The organism is Alloyangia pacifica, from assembly GCF_003111685.1.
In the GTDB taxonomy this organism is placed as follows: Bacteria; Pseudomonadota; Alphaproteobacteria; order Rhodobacterales; family Rhodobacteraceae; genus Salipiger; species Salipiger pacificus_A.
Map to the genome: position 1 here is coordinate 2,610,152 of NZ_CP022189.1, position 24,282 is coordinate 2,634,433.

Consider the following 24,282-nt stretch of genomic DNA (forward strand, 5'->3'; position numbering starts at 1 on the left):
GTCTTGGCGGGTGATAGGGCAGCCCCCGCCGGACGTCCAGTGCCCGGTCTCCGACAGGAGGGGATGCAGGCGACATTTCCGCAACCTCGGCACCGCAATATTGCCGTGTCCTGCATTACTGTATTGGCCGAAGCCGGCACGCATGAAACATTGACCGAATAGTCAAAAAAAGAATGTAGCCCGATGAAGCTCCTTTGTATCCACCAGAATTTCCCTGGGCAGTACAAGCATCTCGCCCCCGAACTCATCCGGCTCGGCCATGAGGTCACCGCGCTGACTCCCAAGGTCAAGGAGCCGACCACCTGGAACGGGGTGGAGGTGCTGCCCTACCAGATCCGCGGCAGCAGCACCCAGGGCATCCACCCCTATCTCACCGACTTCGAGACCAAGATCCTGCGCGGCGTGAGTTGCTGTAACGCGGCGCTTGCGCTGAAGACGCAGGGCTACATGCCCGACGTGATTCTGGCGCACCACGGTTGGGGCGAGAGCCTGTTCCTCAAGGACGTGTGGCCCGAGGCCCGGCTCGGGCTTTACTGCGAGCTTTACCACCGGACCTCGCCCGACTTCCTGAGCTTCGATCCGGAGTTCGCCAAGGACCCGTCGCTGCGCGACGCCCAGCGGATCCGCATGAAGAATCTCAACAACCGCATGCACGAAGAGGTCATGGACGCCGGGATCAGCCCGACACGGTTCCAGGCGGGCACCTTTCCCGCGGCCTGGCAGGACCGGCTGACCGTCGCCCACGACGGCATCGACACCGATCTCGTGGCGCCGAGCCCCGACGCGCGGCTGACACTGGACGGCGGCGAGGTGCTGACCCGCGACGACGAGGTGATCACCTTCATCAACCGCAACCTCGAGCCCTACCGCGGCTATCATATCTTCATGCGCGCCCTGCCCGAGATCCTGCGCCGCCGCCCGAACGCCCGGATCGTGCTGATCGGCGGCGACGAGGTCAGCTACGGCGCCAAGGCCCCGGACAGCAAAAGCTGGAAGCAGATCTTCATCGATGAGGTGCGCGGACAGATCCCCGATGCGGACTGGGCGCGGGTGCATTTCCTTGGCCGGGTGCCCTACGGGCGGTACCTGTCGATGCTCCAGGTGAGCCGGGTGCACATCTACCTGACCTATCCCTTCGTGCTCAGCTGGTCGCTGCTCGAGGCGATGAGCGCGGGCTGCGCCATCCTTGCCAGCGACACAGCGCCGGTGCGCGAGGCGCTGACCGAGGATGAGACCGGCTGGATGGTCGGTTTCTTCGATCGCGGTGCGCTGATCGACCGGCTCTGCGCCCTGCTCGACGATCCGGCGACCCGCGCCCGGCTCGGCGCGGCGGCCCGTGCCCATGTGCAGGGGACCTATGACCTGCGCCGCCATTGCCTGCCGAAGCACGTGGACTGGGTGACCCGCCTCGCCGCGCTGGAGCCGCGCCCGCCGCGCGACTGATCCGCCGCACCCCGAAACGACGAAGGCCCGGACAAGCGTCCGGGCCTTTTCATCTCGGTGGTCGCGATCCGCTGGGGATCAGATCCTGCTGTCGACCGCCCGCAGCTGCCGCGCGCGGGTCAGGATCGCATCCTCGACCGCATGCACCGCCGAGGCGCTGGCCGGGCCGGAGCGGGTCTGCAGCGACACGTTCAGCGAGCGCGCGTCCAGCGCCGGGTCCGACACGAGGATCGTGGCGCGATAGGCGGTACCGCCGCCTGGGGGCGTGCCATAGCCCGTGGTGATCACCCCGGTGAAGGGATCGACGCTTTCCACCGGCAGGAAGTCGAGCACCTGCAGCGAGGCGGTCCAGATGTACTTGTTCACCGAGCCGACCTGCCCGGCGTCCGGACTTGCCTTGAAAATGTCCCAAATGGTCGAGTCGGGCGCCCCGCGGCCATCGTAGACATCGGCTTCCATGAGCGCGTCAGCAGACTGGGTCTGCACCGGCTGGCGGGCCCCATTCTGACTGCAGGCAGCCAGGACCGCCGTAACCACGATCAGGGCGCCGGCTTTTGCAAACCGCTTATATTCCATGAAACCAAAGCTCCTGCCCGTCTGCTTCTTTGCTCCTGCATACTCGCCGGGCCCGCTTATCACAAGTCGTCAATCCGGCGCTTTGGCTGCACGCCGGACACCGCCGACAGGACCGGCGGGAGCTCGCGGCGGCGGCGCGAAGGGCCCGTCATGTCTTTGTGGCAATTGGGCATCACTGGTTCGCTTCGTGGGCGCCTGACCCAGCGACGGGTTGCCAGAACGACCAGGCCGAGCGCATAGAAGTGGCCATCAAGGCCGGGCTACCCGGATTGGTACGTGCCTTAGAACACATGAGGGAAACAATGAAAAAGATTCTGTTTGCTTCCACCGCGCTGGTTGCAACCGCAGGCATCGCCTCGGCAGAAGTCACCCTGTCCGGTTACGCCGAAATGGGTATCTACAACCCCGGCGAAACCCGTAACGACCCGGGCAACGACGAAGTTCAGTTCTTCACTGACATCGACCTGACCTTCACCATGTCCGGCGAAGCCGACAACGGCCTGGTCTTCGGTGCGAACATCGACCTCGACGAAGCTCAGAAGCCGTTCACCAACCCCTGGCAGCAGGGCGGTGAGGCACTGTTCGTTTCGTACGGCGGCGCGACCTTCACCATGGGCGACACCGACTCGGCATACGACAAGATCGTTCCCGAGATGAACCTCGGCGGCGCAGGCTCGATCGCTGACGACGAAACCGTCCACGCCGGCTTCAACGACGGCGCAGAGTTCGACGGTGGCGTGAACGGCTCCGACGGCCAGATCGCTCGCTTCGACTACGCTTTCGAAGGCCTGACCTTCTCGGCATCGGCTGAGCAAGTCAACGACGGCGCAGAGCCCGATGACTCGATCGCAGGCATCGTTGACTCCGGCGACACCATCTGGTCGATCGGTGCAGGCTACAAAGCTGACCTCGGCGGCATCGACATGAACGCTGGCGTTGCTTACCTGACGCTCGAAGATTTCGCAGACGTTTGGGGCCTCGGCGTGACCGCTGGCTTCGCAGGCGGCTTCGAAGTCGGCGCGACCTACAGCGACATCAACAACGAAGTTGGCGAAGACTTCGAGCACTGGGGCGTTGGCCTCGGCTACTCGATGAACGCTCTGTCGATGGGCGTCAACTACGGCAAGTACGACTTCGAAGACGGTGACGACCAGTCGGGTTACGGCGTTGCCGTGAACTACGACCTCGGCGGCGGTCTCGTTGCTCAGGCCGGCTACGGCTACAGCGAACTGCGCAACGGCGACGACGACGACTCGTTCTCGCTGGGTCTCGCAATGTCCTTCTAATCTCACCTGAGATTAGACTGATTAGGGAAGAGCGGGCTTAGGCCCGCTCTTTTCTTTTGCGCCCTCAGCGGGCAGAACGGTCCCGCAAGATCACCGCCGGGCACGGACCCGGATGAACGACGAGGGATCCCCATGCTGCCACTTTCGGCCGCGCGAAAGGCCAGCCTGATCGACAAGGTCCGCCCCGCCCTTGCCAAGGGCCGTCTCGGCGAGGCCCGCGCCGCGCTGGAGCAGGTGCTTCCCTCTGAGCCGACCCGCGCCGATCTCGTCTTCCAGCTCTCGCAGATCTGCTACGAGCAGGGCGACCGAGAGGCCTGCCTGCGTTACCTCGACCGCGCCGTGGAGCTCGCCCCGGAGCAGCCGCAGGTCACCGCCACCGCGGTCGAGCGTTACCGCGCGCTGGACCGGCCCGAAGCGGCGCTCTCCGCGCTCGACCGGCAGATCGCCGCGGAGCCGAAGGCGATCAAGCCGCGTGCCGACAAGGCGCATTACCTGCAGCTTCTGGGCCGCTTCGACGAGGCCGAGAAGCTGTTTCGCGCGCTGATCAAGCGCCACCCGAACGAGCCCGAGCTCTACCGCATCTTCCTCGCCGCAAAGAAGCTCGCCGCCGGCGATCCGCTGCTGCGCGCCATGGAAAAGCTCTGGGCCCGGCGCGATCTTTCGGACCGACAGCGCATGCACCTCGGCTTTGCGCTGGCCAAGGTGATGGAGGAGACCGGGCAGACGGCAAAGGTCTTCCCCTATCTCACCCGCGCCAACGCCCTGCAACGCAAGGCCGCGCCTTTCGACAGCGCCGCGCAGGCGCGCGAGTTCGACACCGTGCGCCGCGCACAGGTGGGGCTGGTCTCTGCCCCGGCCGTTGAACCGCCCCCCGCCCTGCGCCCGATCTTCGTCACCGGCATGCCGCGCTCGGGCACCACGCTGGTCGAGCGCATCCTCGGCGCCCATCCTGATGTCTCGGCGGGCGGCGAGTTGGGCCACGCGCTGAAGCTTGCCTACGGCTATTTCGGCGCCGGCGCGCAGATGCGCCTCATCGCACAGGAACCGCCCGAGCGGGTCGCCGCCTTTGCCGCACAGTACATGCGCCTCGCCGCCCGCGACACCGGGCGCAGCCAAGGGGCGATCACCGACAAATCGATCCTCTGCCACCTGATCTTCGGCCTGCTGGACCACGCGCTGCCTGGCGCGAAGATCATCGTGGTGCACCGTGACCCGCGCGATATCGCCCTGTCGATCTACAAGAACCACTTCGTGACGGGCACTCATCGCTACGCCAACGACCTGTCCGAGATCGCAACGGCCATCAAGCGCTTCCGCGCCAATGTGGCGCATTGGAAAGAAGCCCTGCCCGGCCGCCTGCACGAGATCCGCTACGAGGCGCTGGTCGCCGACCCCGAGCCCCAGGCCCGCGCCCTTGTCGCAGCGGCCGGGCTCGACTGGGATCCCGCCTGCCTTGACATGCAGGCGGCGCAGGGCGCGGTGAAGACGCTCAGCGTCAGCCAGGCGCGCCAGCCGATCTACCGCGGCTCGGCGCAGGCCTGGAAGAAATTCGAAACCGAACTGGCGCCTTTCATCGAGGCCTGGGGAGAGGAACCATGGGACTGAACGACATCAAGGCGCGCATTGCCAAGGCCGAGAAGAAGGCGGGCCGCGCGCCCGGCTCGGCGCAGCTGATCGCGGTCAGCAAGGTACAGCCGAACGAACGCGTCGAGGCGGTGCTTGAGGAAGGCCACCGGCTCTTTGGCGAGAACAAGGTGCAGGAAGCCGCCGGCAAGTGGCCGGCCTTCCAGGAGCGCTTCCCCGACGCCGAGGTGCATCTCATCGGCCCGCTGCAGAGCAACAAGGCGCGGCAGGCGATGCAGCTCTTCTCGGCGATCCACTCGCTCGACCGCCCGAAGCTCGCCACCACGCTGGCGCGGCTGGCGCAGGAGGTGGGGCACTGTCCCGATCTCTTCGTGCAGGTCAACACCGGCGAGGAAGAGCAGAAGGCCGGTATCCTTCCCGCCGAGGCCGACGCCTTCATCAAGGAGGTGCGTGGCCTCGACCTGCCGCTCAGGGGGCTGATGTGCATCCCCCCCGTGGACGAGACTCCCAGCCTGCACTTCGCCCTGCTGGCGAAGATCGCCGAGCGCAACGGGCTTGACGGGCTGTCGATGGGCATGAGCTCGGACTTCGAGCAGGCCATCGCCTTCGGCGCCACCCATGTGCGCGTCGGTTCGGCGATCTTCGGCGAGCGCGACTACGGCTGAGACCCGGCCCGGCGCCCCGTCTTCTGGCCGGGAACGATCCCGGGGTGAAGCGCGCAGCGCCAAAGGGGGGCCGCTTTGGGGGCCTTCCCCTCTCCGACGCGCAGGATAGAGTGCCCAGATGGCAATCCCGGTCGAGACCTTCTTTCTGCGCCCCGGCGATCAGGGCACGCTGCAGGCACGGATCCAGCAGATGGTGGCCGAGGGCGTGCTCTCGGGCAGGTTTAGGCGCGGCGAGAAGATGCCCTCCACCCGGCGGCTGGCGGCGCATCTCGGGGTCAGCCGGATCACCGTCTCGCTGGCCTATACCGAGCTGCAGGCCTCGGACTACCTCACCTCGCGTGACCGTTCGGGCTATTACATCTCCGAAGGCGCCCCGGAGCCGCCGGACTTTCCCGAGACGCCGCGGGCCGAGCGGGTCGACTGGCAGCGCGCCATGGGGCGGCGCTTCGCGGCGGGGGCGGTGCCCGTGCGACCGTCCGACTGGGCCAGCTACCGATTCCCTTTCATCTACGGCCAAGCCGATCCGAAGCTCTTTGATCACGCCAACTGGCGACTTTGCGCGGTGCAGGCGCTGGGGGCACGCGACTTCGGCGCGCTGACCCAGGATTATTACGACCGGGACGATCCGCAGCTGGTGGAGTTCCTTGCCCGCCAGACCCTGCCCCGGCGCGGCATCCAGGCCAGGCCCGAGGAGATCCTGATCACCCTTGGCGCGCAGAACGCGCTCTGGCTGGCAAGCCAGATCCTGCTCTCGCCGGGGCGGCGGGCGGCGGTGGAGGACCCGTGCTACCCGGCGCTGCGGGTGCTGCTCGGTCAGACCGGCTGCGCGCTCTCGGCGGTTTCTGTAGACGCGCAGGGCCTGCCACCCGAGGCGGTGCCCGAGGGCACCGACGTGATCTTCACCACCCCCAGCCACCAGTGCCCGAGCGGCGCCACCCTGCCGCTGGAGCGGCGGCGCGCGCTGCTGGACCGGGCGCGCGCGCTCGAAGCGGTGATCGTCGAGGATGACTACGAGTTCGAGATGGCCTACCTGCAGCCGCCCACCCCGGCGCTGAAGAGCCTCGATGGCGACGGCCGGGTCGTCTACGTCGGCAGCTTCTCGAAGTCGCTCTTTCCGGGGCTGCGGCTCGGCTATCTCGTCGGCGCCGAGCCCTTCATCCGCGAGGCACGCGCCCTGCGCGCCTCGGTGCTGCGCCACCCGCCGGGGCACATCCAGCGCACCGCTGCCCATTTTCTGAGCCTTGGCCACTACGACAGCCTGGTCCGGCGAATCGGCCGCGCGCTGGGGCAGCGGCGGCAGGTGATGGAGGCCGAGATCGCCCGAAATGGGCTAGAGGTGGCGGGCGTCGCCGCGCACGGCGGCTCGTCGTTCTGGATGCGCGCCCCCGAGGACGTCGATACCGCCGAGCTTTGCGCGACGTTGCAGCGCGAAAGCGTGCTGATCGAGCCCGGTGCGCCCTTCTTCCAGCGTGGAGACGGGCGGCGGAATTTCTACCGCCTCGGCTACAGTTCCATCCCCTCGGAGCGCATCGCCGAGGGGTTGCAGCACATCGCACAGGCGCTTGCACGTCCCCGCAGTCGAGGCTAGGGCTTTGCCCCATGCGGACCATCCGGGATTACCAGTCAACCGAGCGTCGCGACCGCGGCGCCAGCGTCGCCATCGGCAATTTCGATGGCGTGCACATCGGTCATCGCGCGGTGATCGAGCTGGCCCGTGAAAAGGCCGGAGGCGCCCCTTTCGGCGTGCTGACCTTCGAGCCGCATCCGCGTGAGTTCTTCGCCCCCGATGCCCCGCCCTTCCGGCTGATGTCCGCCAAGGCGCGCGCCTCGCGGCTGGAAAAGCTGGGCGTCGAGCGGCTCTACGAGCTGCCCTTCGACGCCGCACTGGCCGCGCTCACCCCCGAACAGTTCGCCCGCGAGGTGCTGGTGGACGGGCTTGGCCTCAGCCATGTGGTGGTCGGCGCCGACTTCTGTTTCGGCAAGGGCCGCGCGGGCCGGGTCGCGGACCTGCAGCGCTTCGGCGAAGACATGGGCTTCGGCGTCACCGTGGCCGAGCTCCTTGGCACCGCGGGCGGCGAGATCAGCTCGACCGCGATCCGCCGGGCGCTGTCGGACGGCGATCCGCGCGCGGCCAAGGCGCAGCTCGGCCACTGGCACCGGATCGAGGGCGAGGTGGTCGGCGGCCACCAGCTTGGCCGGACCCTCGGCTATCCCACCGCCAACATGAGCATCGACGGGCTGCACCCGCCGCGCTACGGCGTCTATGCCGTGCTGGTGGACGTGCTGACCGGCCCGCACAAGGGCAGCTACCACGGCGTCGCCTCGCTGGGCGTACGCCCGATGTTCGGCGAGAACAGCGCCAACCTTGAAACCTTCCTCTTCGATTTCTCCGGCGATCTCTACGGCGCGGTTCTGTCGGTCGGGCTGGTCGAGTTCCTCCGCCCCGAGATGAAGTTCGACGGGCTCGAGGCTCTGATCTCCCAGATGGACTGCGACAGCGCCGAGGCCCGCCGTATTTTGGACGCCCTATGACCGACCACATCGACCGCAAGGGGCTCACCCCGCGCTTCTGGGAAAAGAAGCCGCTCTCCAAGCTCAATGACAAGGAGTGGGAGGCGCTCTGCGACGGCTGCGGCAAGTGCTGCCTCAACAAGCTCGAGGACGAGGAAACCGGCGAGGTTGCGCTGACCTGCGTGTCCTGCCGCCTGCTCGACGACGAGTCCTGCCTCTGCTCCAACTACGAGATCCGGCACCAATTCGTGCCGGAATGCATCGTCCTGCGCCCCGACAATATCGACGAACACGCCTACTGGATGCCCGAGACCTGCGCCTATCGGCGGCTGTGGCAGGGCAAGCCGCTCTTCGACTGGCACCCGCTGAGCTCGGGCGACCCCGAGAGCGTCCATGCCGCCGGCGTGTCCATGCGTGGCCGCACCGTGCCCGAGTTCGAGGTCGGCGAGGACGACTGGGAAGATTACATTATCGAGGAGCCCACCTGATGTTCTTTGCCTCCGACAATTCCGGCCCCATCCCTCCGCAGGTGCTCGAGGCGCTGACCCGCGCCAACGAGGGCCACACCTCGGGCTACGGGTCGGACGCGCTGTCTGTGCAGGTGGCGGAGCGCATCCGCGATCTCTTCGAGGCCCCCGAGGCGGCCGTCTACCTGGTACCCACCGGCACCGCGGCGAATTCGCTGGCGCTGGCAACGCTCTGCCCGCCCTATGGCACGGTCTTCTGTTCGCCGGTCGCCCACATCCACGAGGACGAGTGCAACGCGCCCGAGTTCTACTCCGGCGGGGCCAAGCTGACGCTGGTCAAGGGCGGCGACCGCATGACCCCCGAGGCGCTGCGCGCGGCGATCGAGGGCGAAGGCAACCGCGGCGTGCACGGGCCGAAGCGCGGCCCGGTGTCGATCACCCAGCTCACCGAGAAGGGCAACTACTACACGCTCGACGAGCTGCGTGCGCTGACCGCCGTGGCCCGCGAGTACGGCCTGCCGGTGCACCTCGACGGCGCGCGCTTTGCCAATGCCGCGGTGAAGCTCGGCGCCACCCCGGCCGAAATGAGCTGGAAGTCCGGCGTCGACATCTGCGTCTTCGGCGGCACCAAGAACGGGCTGATGGGCGTCGAGGCGGTGGTGATCTTCGATCCCGCCAAGGCCGAGGAATTCGAGTATCGCCGCAAGCGCGGCGCGCATCTCTTCTCCAAGCACCGCTATCTGGCGGCGCAGATGGACGCCTACCTCGCGGGGGACCTCTGGAAAGAGCTGGCGGAGAAGGCCAATGCGCGCTGCGATCAGCTGCTGCAGGGTCTCAAGGGGCTGGGGCTGACGGTGCACAACGACACCCATGCCAACATGATCTTTTTCGAGATGCCGCGCGCGGCGCACCGCAAGGTCCTGGAGGCCGGGGCGGTCTACTACCCGTCGGGCGATCTGGAGGGCGACGATGCTGAGCTGCTCACCGGCCGGCTGGTCTGCGACTGGTCGCTGCAACCCGCGGATGTGAGCGCTTTCCTCGACCTGCTGCGGGACGCTGCCTGACCCCGGCGCGGTCGAAATTCCTTAGAAGACATCGGCAAGAGCCTTCCAAGGCTCTTGCCCTTCAGTTCATCTGGAAGTGCAACTCGTAGCTGCCGTCGACAAAGGCACCGAAGAGGTCGGGAATGTCCGGGTGCTCGACCGGCTCGCCGGAATAATCTGCGACCAGGTTCTGCTCCGACACGTAAGCCACGTAGAAGCTCTGCTCGTTCTCGGCCAGGAGGTGGTAGAACGGTTGCTCACGGCGCGGGCGCGACTCCTCGGGAATGGCCTCATACCACTCCTCGGTATTGCTGAACTCTGGGTCGACATCGAAGACCACGCCGCGGAACGGGTGCTTGCGATGGCGGACGACCTGGCCCAGATGATATTTCGCGCGCGCTGTGTGCATGTTCACCTCTGAGAACAATTTTTGACATTTTTGCGGCAATAAGTCCAATGCCTTGCCGGGCATCGGAGGAAACACACTGTGAACACCGGGCCGACAGTATGGCAGAGATCCGCCGACCCGAGGTGAAGGAATTGTGATTCCAACGCGGGTGGCTTTGCGGTAAAATCCCTGTCAACAAAAGGCAAAAAGACTTCCAGAAGAGCAGAAAAAAGCGAGAGGCAGATGAGCAGATGGCTTCGCGCGGCGACGCTGGTGTTGTTGGCCGCGTCCTGCGGAGGCGGCGGTGCAGGCCGCGCCCCGAACAATCTTGAAGACGCATGCGCCATCATACGTGAGCGACCCCAGTATATCCGCGCGTTCCGCGACGCGGAGCGCAAATGGGGTGTGCCGGTGCATGTGCAGATGGCGACGATCTATCAGGAAAGCAAATTCATCTCGGACGCGCGGACCCCGTTCCGCTATGCGCTCGGGGTGATTCCCTATGGCCGGCAAAGCTCGGCCTTCGGGTACAGCCAGGCGCTGGACGGCACCTGGGACGAATACCTCGAGGAAACCGGCCGCTGGCGCGCCGACCGCGACGACATCCGCGACGCGACGGATTTCATGGGCTGGTACATGGCCGGCAGCCGCGATCGGCTGGGAATCAGTCTGCGCGACGCACGCAACCAATACCTTGCCTATCACGAGGGCCGGGGCGGCTTCTCGCGCGGGACCTACAACAGCAAGTCCTGGCTGCTGCGCGTGGCCGAGGACGTGGGCAACCGCGCCGTGGTCTACGAGGTGCAGCTGGCCAATTGCCGGCAGGCGCGCCGCTGGTGAGCCAGCGCCAAGGAAACGCGAAAGGCCGGGCCCTGCGCCCGGCCTTCTGCGTCTTGGCGATGATGCGGGGCCCCTGGGGCCGCCTTATTTCACCCGATTCACGTCGAAGACGGAGTTCGGCAGCTGCGCATTGCTCAGCGCGCCGAGCACGACGGTGGTCTTGGCGCCATTGCCATCGGTGATCACCCATTGCCGCAGCTGCACCGGGTTCGCGGTGAACTTCATCTGGATCGAGCCGCGATCCGGATGCTGCGGGTCCTGCGCGGTCACCGTGGTGGCGGTGCCGTCATATCCGTGACCGGTCACCATGCCTGCGCGGCCGAGGTTGACGTTGCGGTCGAGGATGATCGACAGCGGTGTCTGGCTCAGCGGGTAGGTTTCGGGCTGCCCGCCCAGCTTCTTGTCAAAGACATAGACCGCCCCCGCCCAGGCCAGCACGAGCGCCTGGTCCGGCGGATTGTATTCGAAGCGCACCTTGCCCGGGCGCTTGATCGAGATCGTGCCGGTCGAGATCGAGCCGTCGCCGTTGATCTGGGTGAACTGTCCTTTCGCGGACTGGATCGAGTTCAGGTACTGGGACACCTCGCCCAGCGAGAGCTTCTGCGCCGCCGCCGGCAGCGTGGTGAGCACCAGCGCCGTGAGCGCGGCGATGAGAGTGCGGATCATTCTTCAGGTCCTTCTGGCCGTGGTCTGCCCGACTGTCGCACACCGCGTCGCGGCTATGCGATATCACGCAGGCGTTGAAGCCTATCTAGGGCTTGAGACGGGGCGATCAAAGCCCCCGCCTCGGCCCGGTGGCGCAGCTCCGCGCAAGACGGGGGACTCCGGCCCCGCCCTGCGGGCGCTTCCCGGGGGTAGGCGCACATAGAAGAAGAGGCCCGGGAGCGCGCGCTCCCGGGCCTCTTCTCTTTTCAGATACGCAGGTCCCTGAGGGGCCACAGGCGTGGCGCCGGGACAGAACTCACTGCTCGGGGACGAGGATCTCGCGCTTGCCGACGTGGTTGGCCGACGAGACGACGCCCTCGTCCTCCATCTGCTCCACCAGACGCGCGGCCTTGTTGTAGCCGATGCCGAGCTTGCGCTGGATGTAGGACGTCGAGCACTTGCGGTCCTTGACGACTATGGCCACCGCCTGGTCGTAGAGCGCATCCTCGCCGTCGGTGTTGCCACCGGTGTTGAGACCCAGCACCGCGTCGATATTCTCGGCCTTCTCGTCGTCCGGGCCCTGCACCACGCCGTTGACGTATTCGGGCGGGCCGAAGGCCTTGAGGTGGTTCACCACCTCCTCGACCTCTTCGTCGCTCACAAAAGGACCGTGGCAGCGGGTGATGCGCGCGCCGCCAGCCATGTAGAGCATGTCGCCCATGCCCAGCAGCTGCTCGGCGCCCATCTCGCCGAGGATGGTGCGGCTGTCGATCTTCGAGGTCACCTGGAAGGAGATCCGGGTCGGGAAGTTGGCCTTGATGGTGCCGGTGATCACGTCCACCGAGGGGCGCTGCGTGGCCATGATCAGGTGAATACCCGAGGCACGGGCCATCTGCGCGAGGCGCTGGATGCAGGCCTCGATCTCCTTGCCCGCGACCATCATCAGGTCGGCCATCTCGTCGACGATGACGACGATGTAGGGCATCTTGCGCGGCTCGAACTCCTCCGTCTCGAACACCGGCTCGCCGGTCTCGTCGTCGAAGCCGGTCTGGACGGTGCGCTTGAACATCTCGCCCTTCTTCAGCGCCTCGGCGACGCGCCCGTTGTAGCCGTCGATGTTGCGCACGCCCATCTTTGACATCTTGCGGTAGCGGTCTTCCATCTCGCCCACCACCCACTTGAGCGCCACGACGGCCTTCTTGGGGTCGGTGACGACGGGACTCAGCAGGTGCGGGATGCCGTCGTAGACGGACAGTTCCAGCATCTTGGGGTCGATCATCACCAGCCGCAGATCCTCGGGGGTCAGCTTGTAGAGCAGCGACAGGATCATCGTGTTGATCGCCACCGACTTGCCCGAGCCGGTGGTGCCGGCGATCAGCAGGTGCGGCATCTTGGCGAGGTTCGCCACGACCGGATCGCCGCCGATGTCCTTGCCGAGCGCCAGCGGCAGGCGCTGCGTGCCGTTATCGTAGTCGCGGCTCGAGAGGATCTCGCGGAACGAGACCATCTCGCGCTTGTCGTTGGGAAGTTCGATGCCGATCACCGAGCGGCCCGGCACGGTCGAGACGCGCGCCGAAAGCGCCGACATCGAGCGCGCGATGTCGTCGGCGAGGCCTATGACACGGCTCGCCTTGAGGCCCGGCGCGGGCTCGAGCTCGTACATGGTGACCACGGGACCGGGGCGGACCGAGACGATCTCGCCCTTCACGCCGTAGTCGTCGAGCACCGATTCCAGCATCCGCGCGTTCTCTTCCAGCGCCTCATCCGAGAGCACATGACGCTCGATGTTCTCTGCGCTGGCCAAGAGGTGCAGCGGCGGCAGCTCGTAGTCGATGGTGTTCTCGGTGAAATGCAGCGCCGGCTGTGCCTCGGCCTGGGCGCGGCGCGAGGGCTGCATCGGCTTGGGCTCGGGTTTCTGCACCACCTTGCGGGGCTGGGCGACCGGAATGTCCGGGCGTGAGGCGCCATCGCTGGACCAGCTCTGGACGTAATCCTCCTCGTCGCCCTCCTCGTCGAGGTCGTAGTCGCGGGACGCCGCCTCCACGTAGCCGTCGCCGTAGCCATCGTCATCGCCGTCGGAGGTGAAATCGTCCGAATAGTCGTCCTCGGCAAAATCTTCTTCGGCAAGCGGCTGCGCGGCGTAGCGATCCTCGGCACGGGGCCGGGCCGCCGGAACGGGCTGCGCGCCATAGGCCGCAGCGGCCTCGTCGCCGTAATCGTCAAAGTCACGGTAGTCATCGAAGCCCTGCGCGCCTGCACCGGCCTCTGCCAGAGCGTCATAGGGATCCTCGGCGTGAGTGAAGGGCGCGGGGCCCGAGGCCTGGGCATAGCCCTGCCGCGCGGCCAAGTGCTCGGGCGCCGGCGGCACGGCCCGCGAGGCGGTGAGCGGCGGCTCGGGCGGCAGTTCCTGCGCCGCTTGCGCGGCGGTCAGCGGCGGCTCGGCGCGCAAGAGCTGCGTCGGCTTGTAGATCAGCGGCGCCGGGCCACGGCCGCGGCCCTTGGTCAGCGGCTTGCTAGGGTCCTCGGTGCGGCTCGAACTGCCGAAGGAGGGCATGGAGGGACGCCGGCGGCTCTTCACCGCGTGGGCGATCTTGGCGCGGATCCGGTCCTCGCCATTGTCGGGTTCGATCGGCAAGAGCTCGACCTCGTCGTCATAATAGGGTTCGGGATCCGGCTCGACCCGGCGGGTGATGCGGGCCAGAAGGCCTGGCTTCTTCACCGGCTCGGGTGCCGGGCGCGGGGTGGGTGCGGGGGCGGGCGCCGGTGCGGCGGCCTGCTCCCATGCCTGCATCTGCGCGTAGGCATAGGCATCGTCCTCGTCGAGCAGCTCGGGCTCTTCGGGTTCCAGCTCGAGCGGCGGCGGGGCGGCTCGGCGCACCCGCGAGACCGGGCGCGGCGCCTGCACCGGTGGCTCGGGATCATAGTCTTGCGGGTCGTAGTCCTGCGCCTGCTCGGTGTCGCCATAGCGCGTGGCGGCCCAGGCCTCCGCCTCGGCGGCTTCCTCGGCGCGGCGGGCGCGGCGGTCGGAATGGGCGGCCTGCGCCTTGTGCGCGGCGGCCATCGCGCCGCCGGCCCCACGGCCCAGCAGGTTCAGCAGCGAGGCATAGGACATGATCAGCCCGACCAGCAGGAACCGCGCAACGTTTTGCAATTCAAGCTTGGTGAAGCCCAGAACGAAAGCCCCCAGCGCGAGCAGGCCAACGCCCAGAAGCACGGTCAGCAGTTTCAGCCCGAAGCCCGCGCTCAGAGGCAGGATGCCGAGCGCCGTGCCCATCATCATGTCCCCGAAAAGCCCGCCGAGCCCGAAGCTGTGGGTCCATTCCGGGCCGGTGGTGAGCCCGGCGGCATAGACCGAGGCCAGCGCGATCCAGATCGGCGCGAAGACGACGCGCGAGAGCGCGCGGTCGTCACCGCGGTGCAGGGCGAAGCGCACGCCCCAGACCAGCAGCACCAGCGCGATCCCCCAGCTGCCGAGGCCGACGATCATGAAAAGCGGCGCGGCGATCGAGGCGCCGAGCCGGCCGAGCCAGTTCTGCACCGGCGCGTCGGTAGCCGAGAGCCACGACGGATCGTCCGGCGTGTAGGACCCGATCATCGCAGCCGCCAGAAGGCCGAGAACGATCAGGGCGATGCCGCCGAGCTCCCTGCCCCGCTTCTCGATCGCGGCCTGCATGTTGCTGTCGAAGAGCGGGTCGCGCCCCTTCACCTGATATGCCATCGCTCGCCTCGTCGTTTTTTCTTATTGCCCGTACAGGCAGTCCCGGATCCGGCTCAGCCCGCGTTCGGTTTCCTCGCGGGGGGCCACCAGTGCCACGCGCAGGAACCCCTTCCCCGGATTTCCTGCCTCGGTGTCACGCGAAAGGTAGGCGCCCGGCAGCACGCGCACGCCGGTCTCTTTCCAGAGCTTCAGCGCCGCGGCTTCGCCATCCTCGACCGGCAGCCAGAGGAAGAACCCCGCCTGCGGCGGCATATAGCCCGGCACGTTGCCGAAGATGCGGTCCGCCAGCTCGAACTTCTCGAGATAGAGGGCGCGGTTCTCTTCCACATGCGTCTCGTCGGCCCAGGCCCGCTCGGACACGCGCTGCACGGGCAAGGGCAGCGGCGCGCCGGCAAAGGACCGGTGCTGCTTGATCCGGCGCAGGCTCTCGGGCCCGCCCGCCACGAATCCCGAGCGCAGCCCGGGCAGGTTCGAGCGCTTCGACAGCGAGTGGAAGATCACCACCCGCTCGGGATCGGCGCCCATTTCGCTCGCCACCTGCAGCGCGCCCATTGGGGCCTCGCCGCGATAGATCTCGGAGTAGCACTCATCCGCGAGGATCTGGAAATCATGTTTCTCGCCAAGCGCGATCAGCGTCTGCCAGTAGCCTTGGTCGGCCACGGCGCCCTGCGGGTTGGCGGGCGAGCAAAGGTAGACCAGCGCAGTGCGGGCGAGAACGTCCTCGGGCAGACCCGCGATGTCGGGCAGATGGCCGGTCGCCTCGGTCGCGTTCACATAGACCGGCTCGGCGCCGACCGAGAGTCCGGCCACTGCGTAGACCTGGTAGAAGGGGTTTGGCATCACCACCAGCGGTTGCTGGCCGTTCTTGGTCTCCGGGCAGAGCGCCATGGCGGCATTGTAGAGCCCCTCGCGGGTGCCGTTCACCGTGCTCACCTGCGTGTCGGGATCGACGGTCACACCGTAGCGGCGGGCGATCCACGCGGCGATGGTGGCGCGCAGTTCCGGTGTGCCCTCGTTGGGCGGGTATTTGCCGAACTCATGAACCGACTCGGCCAGCACCTCGCCGACGAACGCCGGGAAGGCGTGCTTCGGCTCGCCGATGGTCATGTGGATGACCTCGCCGCCGGGCTCGAAGGAATCGAGCAACGCCCGCAGGCGCGGAAACGCGTAAGCCGGAAGGTTCGAAAACCGTTCGGGGAACATGCCAATACTGCCTCTGTAAGTCGGGATCGTATGCGCCCCGTTTGCGCCAGAGGATACGCAAGGCAACGGGCTTCGTCTACCGCAACTCCACGCTGCGCGGGGGGCGTGGCAGGAATGTCGCAGCGCCGCAAAATTTTTGGCGCGCGGCGGCGCCAGGGAGAATTCCAATGTCACCCCGGCGACTTAGCGCGGCCCTGCCGTGGCGGAGGCCGGATGGGTAGGGAGCGAATCCCACCGCTCCCCGCGCCGGGCACCGGGTCCGGCGCGGCCTTTGACGGGCCCTTCCCGCCTCAGGCGAAATACTCGCGCAGCATCCGGGTGTAGATGGTCTTGAGCTGGGTGATCTGCGCCACTTCGACGTTCTCATCCACCTGGTGCAGCGTCTTGCCAACGAGGCCGAATTCGACCACCGGGCAGTGGTGCCGCACAAAACGCGCGTCCGAGGTGCCGCCGGTGGTCGAGAGCACCGGGGTGCGACCGGTCTCGGCCTCGACCGATTTCGCCACCAGGTCCGAGAGCGGCCCCGGCGGGGTCAGGAAGGCCTCGCCCGAGATCTTGATCTTCAGCTCGGTGCGGGTGCCGAACTCGGCATCGACCTTGGCCGTCTCGGCGCGCAGCCAGTCCGAGAGCGAGGCGCCGCTGTGGGTGTCGTTGAAGCGGATGTTGAGGGTGGCGCGGGTTTGCGCCGGCACGACGTTGGTTGCCGGGTTGCCGGTGTCGATGGTCACCACCGCCAGCGTCGAGGGGTCGAAATGATCGGTGCCCTCGTCGAGCACGTGGCTCGACAGCCGGTCCATCAGCCGCGCCATGGCCGGCATCGGGTTGAGCGCGCGGTGCAAGTAGGCCGAATGGCCCTGCTTGCCGGTCATGTTGAAATGCGCGTTCATCGAGCCGCGGCGGCCGATCTTCATCATGTCGCCCATCTCTTCGGGGCAGGTCGGCTCGCCGACGATGCAGAACGACATCTTCTCGCCCTCGGCCTCCATGTAGTCGAGCAGAGCCGTGGTGCCATCCAGCGCGTCCCCCTCCTCGTCGCCGGTGATGGTCAGGACGATGGCGCCCTCGGGCGGGGTCTCTTTCACGAAGTCCACCGCCGCGGCGGCGAAGGCGGCGACGCCCGACTTCATGTCGGTCGCGCCGCGACCGTACATGATGCCGTCTTTCACCTCGGCGCCGAAGGGATCGACGGTCCAGGCGGCGAGATCGCCCACCGGCACAACGTCAGTGTGACCGTTGAAACCGAAGGTGCTGGCGTGGCCCTTCTCGCCCCAGCGGGCGAAGAGGTTGGACACCCCACCCCGATCGACCCGGGTGCAGGCAAAGCCCGCCGCTTCCAGCAGGCCCTGCAGCAGCAGCAGCGCGCCGCCCTCCTCGGGGGTGACCGACGGGCAACGGATGAGGTCGGCTGTAAGCTGAACGGGATCGGTGGTCATGAGCGCATCTCCGGGCGTGGTTTGCCCTTGGCTACCGCGCGGCGCGCGCGCGTGCAAATGCGATGGCGGCGGCGAAGAGAAGAAGGGGGCTCTGCCCCCGCCGCCTGCCGCGGCTCCCCCGGGCTATTTATGTCCAGGCGAAGAGGCGGGCGCGGCGGCAAACCCGGCGGTTGCCGCAGAGGTGAGACCGCGAGAGAATCGCGATGACGCTGCCCGCCGCCCATGCTACGGCTGCGGCATGAGCAAATTGCCTTCGAAAGCCGAGATCCTCGACTGGATCACCGCGCACCCGACCCAGACCGCGAAACGCGACATCGCCAAGGCCTTTGGCATCAAGGGCGCTGCGCGGATCGACCTCAAGCGCATCCTCAAAGAGCTCGAGGCCGAGGGGCACCTGGAGAAGCGCCACAAGACCTACCGCGACCCGGACCGGCTGCCGCCGGTCTCGGTGCTGCAGGTCAGGGCGCCGGACGAGAATGGTGATCTTTTCGCGCAGCCACTGGAATGGCACGGCGAGGGCGTCGAGCCGATCGTGCTGCTGGTCCTGCGCGCGTCCGACCCGGCGCTCGGCGAGGGCGACCGCATCCTTGCCAAGCTGCAGGTGGTGCACGAGGCCGACCACAACTACGAGGCGCGGCTTATTCGCAAGATCGGTGTCAGCCCGCGCAAGATCGTCGGCATCTTCCGCAAGGGCCCTGAGGGCGGGCGCATCGTGCCGATCGACAAGGGCGCCGACAAGGAATGGCTGGTGGCCCCCGATGCCATGGGTGGCGCCAAGGATGGCGAGCTGGTCGAGGCCGAACAGGCCGGGCCGCGCGCCTCGCGCATGGGGCTGCCGAAGGCGCGCATCGTGATGCGGCTTGGCGATCCGTCGGAACCCAAGGCGGTCTCGCTCATCGCCATCCACCAGCACGGCATTCCCGACGACTTCCCGGCCAAGGTGCTGGAAGAGGCCGACCGGATGAAGCCCGCGGGCCTGAAGGGCCGCACCGACCTGCGCGAGCTGCCGCTGGTGACCATCGATCCCGCCGACGCGCGCGACCACGACGACGCCTGCTTCGCCGAGCCCGACACGGATCCGAAGAACCCCGGCGGCCATGTCATATGGGTCGCCATCGCCGACGTGGCGCATTACGTGCTGCCGGGCTCGCAGCTCGACCGCGAGGCCAAGAAGCGCGGCAACTCGAGCTACTTCCCCGACCGCGTCGTGCCGATGCTGCCCGACCGGCTGTCGGGTGACCTGTGCTCGCTGCACGAGGGCGTGCCGCGCGCCTGCATCGCCGTGCGCATGGTGATCGACGCCGAGGGCAACAAGCGCTCGCATGAGTTCCAGCGCGGGTTGATGCGCTCGCCCGCCTCGCTGAACTACGCCGAGGTGCAGGCGGCGATGGACGGCCAACCCAACGACAAGACCGGGCCGCTTCTGGAGGATGTGATCCGCCCGCTCTACGCAGCCTACAACGCGCTGCGCGCCGCCCGCGAACGGCGCCAGCCGCTCGATCTTGAACTGCCCGAGCGCAAAATCGTTCTGGCCGAGGATGGCACCGTGGCGTCGGTCAACTTCGTCGACCGGCTCGACGCGCACAAGCTGATCGAGGAGTTCATGATCCTCGCCAACGTGGCGGCCGCCGAGACGCTGATCGCCAAGCGCACGCCGCTGCTCTTCCGCGTGCACGAGGAGCCGCCGCCCGAAAAGCTTGACGCGCTGCGCGAGACCGCGCTGGCCTCGGGGCTGACGCTGGCCAAGGGGCAGGTGCTGAAGACCGCGCATCTCAACAAGCTGCTGCACGACGCCGCGGGGCGCGAGGATGCCGAGCTGATCAACCTTGCCACGCTGCGCTCTATGACGCAGGCCTATTACAACCCCGAGAACTTCGGCCACTTCGGCCTGGCGCTGCGCAACTACGCGCATTTCACCTCGCCGATCCGCCGCTATTCGGACCTCATCGTGCACCGCGGCCTCATCACCGCGCACGGTTGGGGCGACGACGGGCTGAGCCAGGAGGACATCGAGCGGCTGCAGCAGACCGCCGAGCACATCTCGGACACCGAGCGGCGCTCGATGATGGCCGAGCGCGACACCACCGACCGCTACCTCGCGGCCTACCTGTCGGAGCGCGTCGGCGCGGAATTCGGCGGGCGGATCAGCGGCATCGCCAAGTTCGGGGTCTTCGTGAAGCTCGACGAGAGCGGTGCCGACGGGCTGGTGCCGATCCGCAACCTCGGCAACGAGTTCTTCCACTTCGACCGCGACGCGGGCACGCTGATGGGCGCCGACACCGGCACGCTGATCACGCTGGGCCTGCGGGTGCGGGTGAAGCTGGTAGACGTGACGCCGGTGACCGGCGGCATCGGGCTGGAACTGCTGGAGCTTGCCGGCGAGGCGGTCGAGGCGCCGCGCCACCGCAAGCCCGCGGGCTACGGGCGGTTCAAGAAAACCCCCGGTGGCAAGGGCGGCCCGAAAGGCAAGGGCGGCAAGGGCAAGGGACCCGCACGCCGCAAGGACGTGCAGGCCCGCGCCAAGGACGCCAAGACCGCCCGCAAGGTCAGCCGGACACGTAAATCCGATCGTTGAGCGGCGCGTAGAGCGCCTCTAGACCGCGCGCGACGTAGTCCATCAGCGGCTGCCGCGCGCGGAGCGCTCCGCGCAGCGCGGTCTCGCCGGGCAGCCGGTCGATCATGCTCAGCACTGGTAGCACAGAGGCATCCGCCGCCGAGGGCCGCGCGCCGAAAAGCCACGGCCCCTCACCAAGCACGGAAACCAGCGCATCGAGGTCCATTTCCGCCAGCGTGCAGCGGTCCTCCTCCGAGTAGCGCGCGATCCCCTGCCACGTCATGCCCTGCCGCTGGCTTTCCTGCACCTTGGCCTCGAGCCCGTCGGGCATGTCCTTGAACACATGCGGGAAGAACTGCGGCCAGACGCGGGCATCGAGCCAGCGGTCGTGCACCAGCTGCAGCCGCAGGCTGTCCTCGGCCAAGTGCATCACCGCATGGGCCATGCCGCGCGCGGCACCGTCGAAGCCGGGGAAAACATCCGCCCCCTGCGCCTCCAGCCAAGTCTGGATGAGCGCGCTGTCGGGCACCGCGCCCTGCGGCGTCTCCAGGACCGGCAACTTGCCATAGGGCCCCTCGGGTATCCGCAGGAATCGCGGCTGCCAGTCGAGGCCGGACATTTCCAGCAGGATCATCGCCTTCACGCAGAAGGGACTGTTGGACGGCTCGCCGAGGGCGGGCGGTAGAGAAATCAGGGTCAGCATGGAATGGGTCCTTTTCGGGACTTGGAGGGAAGGAAGTGCCGGCGCCTCGGACCCTAGCCGGCGCTCTTGCCGAAATCTGTCAGGACGGTGCAGGATGATACGGCCATGTCCCGGACCGAACGCCTCTTCCAGCTCATGCAGGCCATGCGCCGCCTGCCCTCCCCCGTCACCGCCGCCACGCTGGCGCAGGAGACGGGGGTGTCGGAGCGCACGCTCTATCGTGACATCGGGTCTCTGCGCGGGCTCGGCGCGGTGATCGACGGCGAGGCCGGTTATGGCTTCACCCTCATAGAGGACCCGCACCTGCCGCCGCTGTCCTTCGACGAGGACGAGCTCGAGGCGCTGGTGCTGGGGCTGCGCGAAGTCGAGGCGCTGGCCGATCCGGCGCTGGCCCATGCGGCGCGCAATGCGCTGGCAAAGCTGCGCGCCCGCCTGCCCGAGCGGCAGGCCCACCAGCTGCGCCACGCGGTGCTGACCGCCCATCGTTTCTCGCCCCCTGCCGAGCCCACCATCGACGCCGCCCGGCTGCGCTGCGCCTGCCGAGAAGAGCGGCACATCCGCTTCGACTACCGCGACGCGCAGGGCGCGGCGACGCAGCGCGAGGTGAAGCCGTTGTCGCTGCTGCTGCTCGACAATTCGCATTGCCTGATCGCCTGGTGCCTGCTGCGCGCCGACTACCGCACGTTCCGGCTCGACCGGATGGTCGGGATGGAGGTGCTGGAGACCTCCTTCCGGCCCGAGCGCGTGCCGATGCTGCGCGGCTTCATGGCGCGCATGGAGGCCGAGAGAAGCAGCTGCGCGATCCGGATGTGAGCCCCCCGTCCGCAATCTCTTGCCGATTGCGTGAAATGTGATCGCGGCCCCTCCTTCGCAAAACGCCCCGCACGCGGTAGCCTTCCGGTCAACAAGAACACGAGCAGTAGGTGACCCCAGATGAAACGGAGCCTTTCCGGCCTCGCGCTGTGCCTGATGGCCACGCAGGCGTCGGCAGACCGCCTAGACGACTTCACCGCCCCGGTGATCTCGCAGCGCCCGGCGCTGCGCCCTCTCGCCTTTGTCGCGGCGGAGCCCGCGCAGGTGGTCCCCGCCAGCGAGGTGCAGCAGGAGTTCGCCCGCTGGCTCACCAGCTTCCGCGCGCGTGCCCGCGCCGAGGGGATCAGCGAGCGCACCCTCGACGTTTCGCTTCGCAACGTCACGCTCGACACGGACGCGCTGCACAAGATCAACAATCAGGCGGAGTTTACCAAGACACTCTGGGCCTACCTCGGCTCGGCGGTCTCGGACACGCGCATCGAGAACGGCCGAGCGGCGCTGGCGCAGCATGACCAGCTTCTGCGCCAGATCGAGGCGCGCTACGGCGTCGACCGGCAAGTGGTGCTGGCGATCTGGGGCATGGAAAGCGCCTATGGCAGCCATCGAGGCACGCATCCGGTGATCCCGGCGCTGGCGACGCTGGCTTTTGGCTCGCGGCGGGGCTCTTTCTTCGAGGGTCAGCTGATCGACGCGCTGCACATAATCCAGAACGGCGACACCAGCCCCGAGCACATGACCGGCAGCTGGGCCGGGGCGATGGGCCATACGCAGTTCATTCCCTCCTCCTACCGGGCGCTGGCAGTGGACTGGACCGGCGACGGCAAGCGCGACATCTGGTCGGACAACCCCGCCGACGCGCTGGCCTCGACGGCGCATTACCTTGCCGAGAACGGCTGGATTCACGGTCAGCCCTGGGGGGTCGAGGTACAGCTGCCGCGCGGCTTCGACTACGAGCTGGCGGGCAGCACGGGCCGCATGCCCTCGGATTGGGCCCGGCTCGGCGTGGTCGGCATGGACGGACGTCCGGTACAGGACTTCGGCTCGGCCCGGCTGCTGCTGCCGGCGGGACACAGGGGCGCGGCCTTCCTGACCTTCAAGAACTTCAAGGTGATCTCGCGCTACAACGCCGCCGACGCCTATGTGATCGGGGTCGGGCACCTGGCCGACCGGATCATGGGCGGCGCGCCGATCCGCGCCAGTTGGCCCGATGACGAGCGCGCGCTGACCAGCGACGAGCGCAAGGAGCTTCAGGTGCGGCTGAGGCAGGCGGGTTTCGATCCCTCGGGGGTCGACGGGCGCATCGGGCCGAACACGATCAAGGCGCTGCGGGACTACCAGCGTGCGGTGGGCGTGGTGCCGGACGGCTATGCCTCGCTCGAGGTGCTGCACCGGTTGCGCTGAGGCGGTTCAGCGGCACCCCGCGCCGCAGCTCTTCACCAGCGCCCTCACCTGGCGGGCGCTGGGACCGGGCCAGCGGTTGGCGTTGCAGGGGTCGGCGATCAGCACAAGCCGGCCCTCCTCGCGCTTCAGCAGCGCCGCCATGGGGCCGGTCCGGGCCTCGCCGCACCATGGGCCGTAGCAGGAAACGCGCAGGGTGATGCGCTGGTCGAAGGGGCGGTCGAAGCCCGCCCGCCCCAATGCCCAGCCCCAGAAGCGCGCGGGCACTTCGCCCGAACTGCGCGGCACCGGTCCGGTCTCGAGCATGCCGTTCACCGCGATCCACTCGGTCTGCTCGGACTTCGCCGCGCGCACGTCGCGCGCCACGTCCGGCGGCAGGCACTTGAGCGCAAAGGCCGGACTGGCCACACCAAGCAACAGAACGAGAAACAGGAACGCGGTACGGATCACAGCTTCTCCCGGAAGGCGGCCATCACCTGCTCGTAAACGGGGCGCTTGAAGGGCACGATCTGGCCCAGAACCTCATCCGCCGGCAGCCAGCACCATTCCGAGAACTCGGGGTGCTCGGTCTGGATGTTCACCTGCGCATCCTCGCCGTGGAAGCGCAGCAGGTACCACTTCTGCTCCTGCCCCTTGTAGCGGCCCTTCCAGATGCGCGGCACGATGTCGTGCGGCAGATCATAGCAGAGCCAGCCCTCGGTCTCGGCCTCGACGGTGACCAGCGAGGGGCTGACGCCGATCTCTTCCTCGAGCTCGCGCAGGGCGGCCTCCTGCGGCGTCTCGCCCTCGTCGATCCCGCCCTGCGGCATCTGCCAGGCGGGCACCTCGCTGTCGAGCCGCTGGCCGACGAAGACGTGCCCGGCGGCGTTGACCAGCATCACGCCGACGTTGCGGCGATAGGGCAGCGCGGCGATTTCTTCGGGGGTCATGGTCTTCATCGGAGGCTCCTTGGTTTGCGTCGCACGCTAGCGCCGGTTCAGGAATTTTGGAAGGGACGACCCGTCTGGCCACG

21 protein-coding genes are annotated in these 24,282 nt (G+C 67.6%); 12 read left to right on the plus strand and 9 right to left on the minus strand.

The annotated features are described in order from the left end of the window. Window positions 1–183 precede the first annotated feature (183 nt). Complete coding sequence (locus tag CEW88_RS12640; protein WP_108967285.1) at window positions 184–1,443, plus strand: glycosyltransferase; 1,260 nt, start codon at window positions 184–186, stop codon at window positions 1,441–1,443. 78 nt (window positions 1,444–1,521) lie between these two features. Here the strand turns inward: CEW88_RS12640 and CEW88_RS12645 are convergent, their stop codons facing one another. Then, window positions 1,522–2,019: a DUF3576 domain-containing protein gene (locus tag CEW88_RS12645; protein ID WP_193989038.1), complete on the minus strand. Its 498-nt coding sequence runs from the start codon at window positions 2,017–2,019 to the stop codon at window positions 1,522–1,524. Window positions 2,020–2,321: 302 nt separating this feature from the next. Between CEW88_RS12645 and CEW88_RS12650 the strand changes: the two genes are divergently transcribed. From CEW88_RS12650 to CEW88_RS12680, 7 genes are all read left to right on the plus strand, one after another. Beyond that, window positions 2,322–3,305 (plus strand): porin, encoded by a 984-nt coding sequence (locus CEW88_RS12650; protein ID WP_108967287.1) that lies wholly within the window; start codon window positions 2,322–2,324, stop codon window positions 3,303–3,305. A 132-nt stretch (window positions 3,306–3,437) separates the two neighbouring features. After that, on the plus strand, window positions 3,438–4,910 hold the full coding sequence (locus tag CEW88_RS12655; protein WP_108967289.1) for a tetratricopeptide repeat-containing sulfotransferase family protein: 1,473 nt from the start codon (window positions 3,438–3,440) through the stop codon (window positions 4,908–4,910). Beyond that, complete coding sequence (locus CEW88_RS12660; RefSeq protein ID WP_108967291.1) at window positions 4,901–5,554, plus strand: YggS family pyridoxal phosphate-dependent enzyme; 654 nt, start codon at window positions 4,901–4,903, stop codon at window positions 5,552–5,554. Before CEW88_RS12655 ends, CEW88_RS12660 begins: the two co-directional genes overlap by 10 nt. A gap of 118 nt (window positions 5,555–5,672) precedes the next feature. After that, window positions 5,673–7,142: a PLP-dependent aminotransferase family protein gene (locus CEW88_RS12665; RefSeq protein WP_108967292.1), complete on the plus strand. Its 1,470-nt coding sequence runs from the start codon at window positions 5,673–5,675 to the stop codon at window positions 7,140–7,142. A gap of 11 nt (window positions 7,143–7,153) precedes the next feature. After that, window positions 7,154–8,086 (plus strand): bifunctional riboflavin kinase/FAD synthetase, encoded by a 933-nt coding sequence (locus tag CEW88_RS12670; RefSeq protein WP_108967294.1) that lies wholly within the window; start codon window positions 7,154–7,156, stop codon window positions 8,084–8,086. Beyond that, the gene (locus CEW88_RS12675) at window positions 8,083–8,553 is read left to right on the plus strand and encodes a YcgN family cysteine cluster protein (protein ID WP_108967296.1); all 471 of its coding nucleotides are present in this window, start codon (window positions 8,083–8,085) and stop codon (window positions 8,551–8,553) included. The genes CEW88_RS12670 and CEW88_RS12675 overlap by 4 nt, the downstream gene beginning before the upstream one ends. Then, window positions 8,553–9,596, plus strand: a complete 1,044-nt coding sequence (locus CEW88_RS12680; protein ID WP_108967298.1) for a threonine aldolase family protein — start codon at window positions 8,553–8,555, stop codon at window positions 9,594–9,596. Before CEW88_RS12675 ends, CEW88_RS12680 begins: the two co-directional genes overlap by 1 nt. A 61-nt stretch (window positions 9,597–9,657) precedes the next feature. On the opposite strand, the gene hspQ is transcribed toward CEW88_RS12680, so the two are convergent. Further along, window positions 9,658–9,984, minus strand: a complete 327-nt coding sequence (gene hspQ, locus CEW88_RS12685; RefSeq protein ID WP_108967822.1) for a heat shock protein HspQ — start codon at window positions 9,982–9,984, stop codon at window positions 9,658–9,660. Between the two features lie 222 nt (window positions 9,985–10,206). On the opposite strand from hspQ, the gene CEW88_RS12690 reads away from it, so the two are divergent. Beyond that, window positions 10,207–10,803, plus strand: a complete 597-nt coding sequence (locus CEW88_RS12690) for a lytic transglycosylase (RefSeq protein ID WP_108967300.1) — start codon at window positions 10,207–10,209, stop codon at window positions 10,801–10,803. An 84-nt stretch (window positions 10,804–10,887) separates the two neighbouring features. Here the strand turns inward: CEW88_RS12690 and CEW88_RS12695 are convergent, their stop codons facing one another. The 4 genes from CEW88_RS12695 to dapE form a co-directional block, all read right to left on the minus strand. Further along, the gene (locus CEW88_RS12695; protein ID WP_108967302.1) at window positions 10,888–11,469 is read right to left on the minus strand and encodes a LolA family protein; all 582 of its coding nucleotides are present in this window, start codon (window positions 11,467–11,469) and stop codon (window positions 10,888–10,890) included. A gap of 295 nt (window positions 11,470–11,764) precedes the next feature. Next, window positions 11,765–15,166: a DNA translocase FtsK gene (locus tag CEW88_RS12700; protein ID WP_108967304.1), complete on the minus strand. Its 3,402-nt coding sequence runs from the start codon at window positions 15,164–15,166 to the stop codon at window positions 11,765–11,767. A 21-nt stretch (window positions 15,167–15,187) separates the two neighbouring features. After that, on the minus strand, window positions 15,188–16,369 hold the full coding sequence (locus CEW88_RS12705; RefSeq protein WP_108967306.1) for an aminotransferase class I/II-fold pyridoxal phosphate-dependent enzyme: 1,182 nt from the start codon (window positions 16,367–16,369) through the stop codon (window positions 15,188–15,190). Window positions 16,370–16,659: 290 nt separating this feature from the next. Continuing rightward, entirely contained in the window at window positions 16,660–17,802 is a 1,143-nt protein-coding gene (dapE, locus tag CEW88_RS12710) for a succinyl-diaminopimelate desuccinylase (protein ID WP_108967308.1), read from the minus strand. A gap of 238 nt (window positions 17,803–18,040) precedes the next feature. Here dapE and rnr point away from each other — a divergent pair, with 238 nt between their 5' ends. Next, window positions 18,041–20,377 carry a ribonuclease R gene (gene rnr, locus CEW88_RS12715; protein ID WP_108967310.1) on the plus strand — a complete coding sequence of 779 codons (2,337 nt, stop codon included), beginning with the start codon at window positions 18,041–18,043 and terminating at the stop codon, window positions 20,375–20,377. Here the strand turns inward: rnr and CEW88_RS12720 are convergent. Beyond that, window positions 20,349–21,059, minus strand: a complete 711-nt coding sequence (locus tag CEW88_RS12720) for a glutathione S-transferase family protein (RefSeq protein WP_108967312.1) — start codon at window positions 21,057–21,059, stop codon at window positions 20,349–20,351. The two genes, rnr and CEW88_RS12720, sit on opposite strands and share 29 nt — an antisense overlap. A 105-nt stretch (window positions 21,060–21,164) precedes the next feature. On the opposite strand from CEW88_RS12720, the gene CEW88_RS12725 reads away from it, so the two are divergent. Next, complete coding sequence (locus CEW88_RS12725) at window positions 21,165–21,872, plus strand: helix-turn-helix transcriptional regulator (protein ID WP_108967314.1); 708 nt, start codon at window positions 21,165–21,167, stop codon at window positions 21,870–21,872. 120 nt (window positions 21,873–21,992) lie between these two features. Continuing rightward, window positions 21,993–23,273: a lytic murein transglycosylase gene (locus CEW88_RS12730; protein ID WP_108967316.1), complete on the plus strand. Its 1,281-nt coding sequence runs from the start codon at window positions 21,993–21,995 to the stop codon at window positions 23,271–23,273. 6 nt (window positions 23,274–23,279) lie between these two features. Here CEW88_RS12730 and CEW88_RS12735 read toward each other — a convergent pair whose 3' ends face one another. Next, window positions 23,280–23,720, minus strand: a complete 441-nt coding sequence (locus CEW88_RS12735; RefSeq protein WP_108967318.1) for a hypothetical protein — start codon at window positions 23,718–23,720, stop codon at window positions 23,280–23,282. Then, window positions 23,717–24,199, minus strand: coding sequence for an RNA pyrophosphohydrolase (locus tag CEW88_RS12740; RefSeq protein WP_108967824.1), 483 nt, complete (start codon window positions 24,197–24,199; stop codon window positions 23,717–23,719). The genes CEW88_RS12735 and CEW88_RS12740 overlap by 4 nt, the downstream gene beginning before the upstream one ends. Window positions 24,200–24,282: the final 83 nt, after the last annotated feature.

Excerpts from the sequence above, each read along its gene's own strand:
- CEW88_RS12640 (WP_108967285.1), top strand. The coding sequence starts at position 184 with ATGAAGCTCCTTTGTATCCACCAGAATTTCCCTGGGCAGTACAAGCAT.
- CEW88_RS12645 (WP_193989038.1), bottom strand. The coding sequence starts at position 2,019 with ATGGAATATAAGCGGTTTGCAAAAGCCGGCGCCCTGATCGTGGTTACG.
- CEW88_RS12650 (WP_108967287.1), top strand. The coding sequence starts at position 2,322 with ATGAAAAAGATTCTGTTTGCTTCCACCGCGCTGGTTGCAACCGCAGGC.
- CEW88_RS12655 (WP_108967289.1), top strand. The coding sequence starts at position 3,438 with ATGCTGCCACTTTCGGCCGCGCGAAAGGCCAGCCTGATCGACAAGGTC.
- CEW88_RS12660 (WP_108967291.1), top strand. The coding sequence starts at position 4,901 with ATGGGACTGAACGACATCAAGGCGCGCATTGCCAAGGCCGAGAAGAAG.
- CEW88_RS12665 (WP_108967292.1), top strand. The coding sequence starts at position 5,673 with ATGGCAATCCCGGTCGAGACCTTCTTTCTGCGCCCCGGCGATCAGGGC.
- CEW88_RS12670 (WP_108967294.1), top strand. The coding sequence starts at position 7,154 with ATGCGGACCATCCGGGATTACCAGTCAACCGAGCGTCGCGACCGCGGC.
- CEW88_RS12675 (WP_108967296.1), top strand. The coding sequence starts at position 8,083 with ATGACCGACCACATCGACCGCAAGGGGCTCACCCCGCGCTTCTGGGAA.
- CEW88_RS12680 (WP_108967298.1), top strand. The coding sequence starts at position 8,553 with ATGTTCTTTGCCTCCGACAATTCCGGCCCCATCCCTCCGCAGGTGCTC.
- hspQ (WP_108967822.1), bottom strand. The coding sequence starts at position 9,984 with ATGCACACAGCGCGCGCGAAATATCATCTGGGCCAGGTCGTCCGCCAT.
- CEW88_RS12690 (WP_108967300.1), top strand. The coding sequence starts at position 10,207 with ATGAGCAGATGGCTTCGCGCGGCGACGCTGGTGTTGTTGGCCGCGTCC.
- CEW88_RS12695 (WP_108967302.1), bottom strand. The coding sequence starts at position 11,469 with ATGATCCGCACTCTCATCGCCGCGCTCACGGCGCTGGTGCTCACCACG.
- CEW88_RS12700 (WP_108967304.1), bottom strand. The coding sequence starts at position 15,166 with ATGGCATATCAGGTGAAGGGGCGCGACCCGCTCTTCGACAGCAACATG.
- CEW88_RS12705 (WP_108967306.1), bottom strand. The coding sequence starts at position 16,369 with ATGTTCCCCGAACGGTTTTCGAACCTTCCGGCTTACGCGTTTCCGCGC.
- dapE (WP_108967308.1), bottom strand. The coding sequence starts at position 17,802 with ATGACCACCGATCCCGTTCAGCTTACAGCCGACCTCATCCGTTGCCCG.
- rnr (WP_108967310.1), top strand. The coding sequence starts at position 18,041 with ATGAGCAAATTGCCTTCGAAAGCCGAGATCCTCGACTGGATCACCGCG.
- CEW88_RS12720 (WP_108967312.1), bottom strand. The coding sequence starts at position 21,059 with ATGCTGACCCTGATTTCTCTACCGCCCGCCCTCGGCGAGCCGTCCAAC.
- CEW88_RS12725 (WP_108967314.1), top strand. The coding sequence starts at position 21,165 with ATGTCCCGGACCGAACGCCTCTTCCAGCTCATGCAGGCCATGCGCCGC.
- CEW88_RS12730 (WP_108967316.1), top strand. The coding sequence starts at position 21,993 with ATGAAACGGAGCCTTTCCGGCCTCGCGCTGTGCCTGATGGCCACGCAG.
- CEW88_RS12740 (WP_108967824.1), bottom strand. The coding sequence starts at position 24,199 with ATGACCCCCGAAGAAATCGCCGCGCTGCCCTATCGCCGCAACGTCGGC.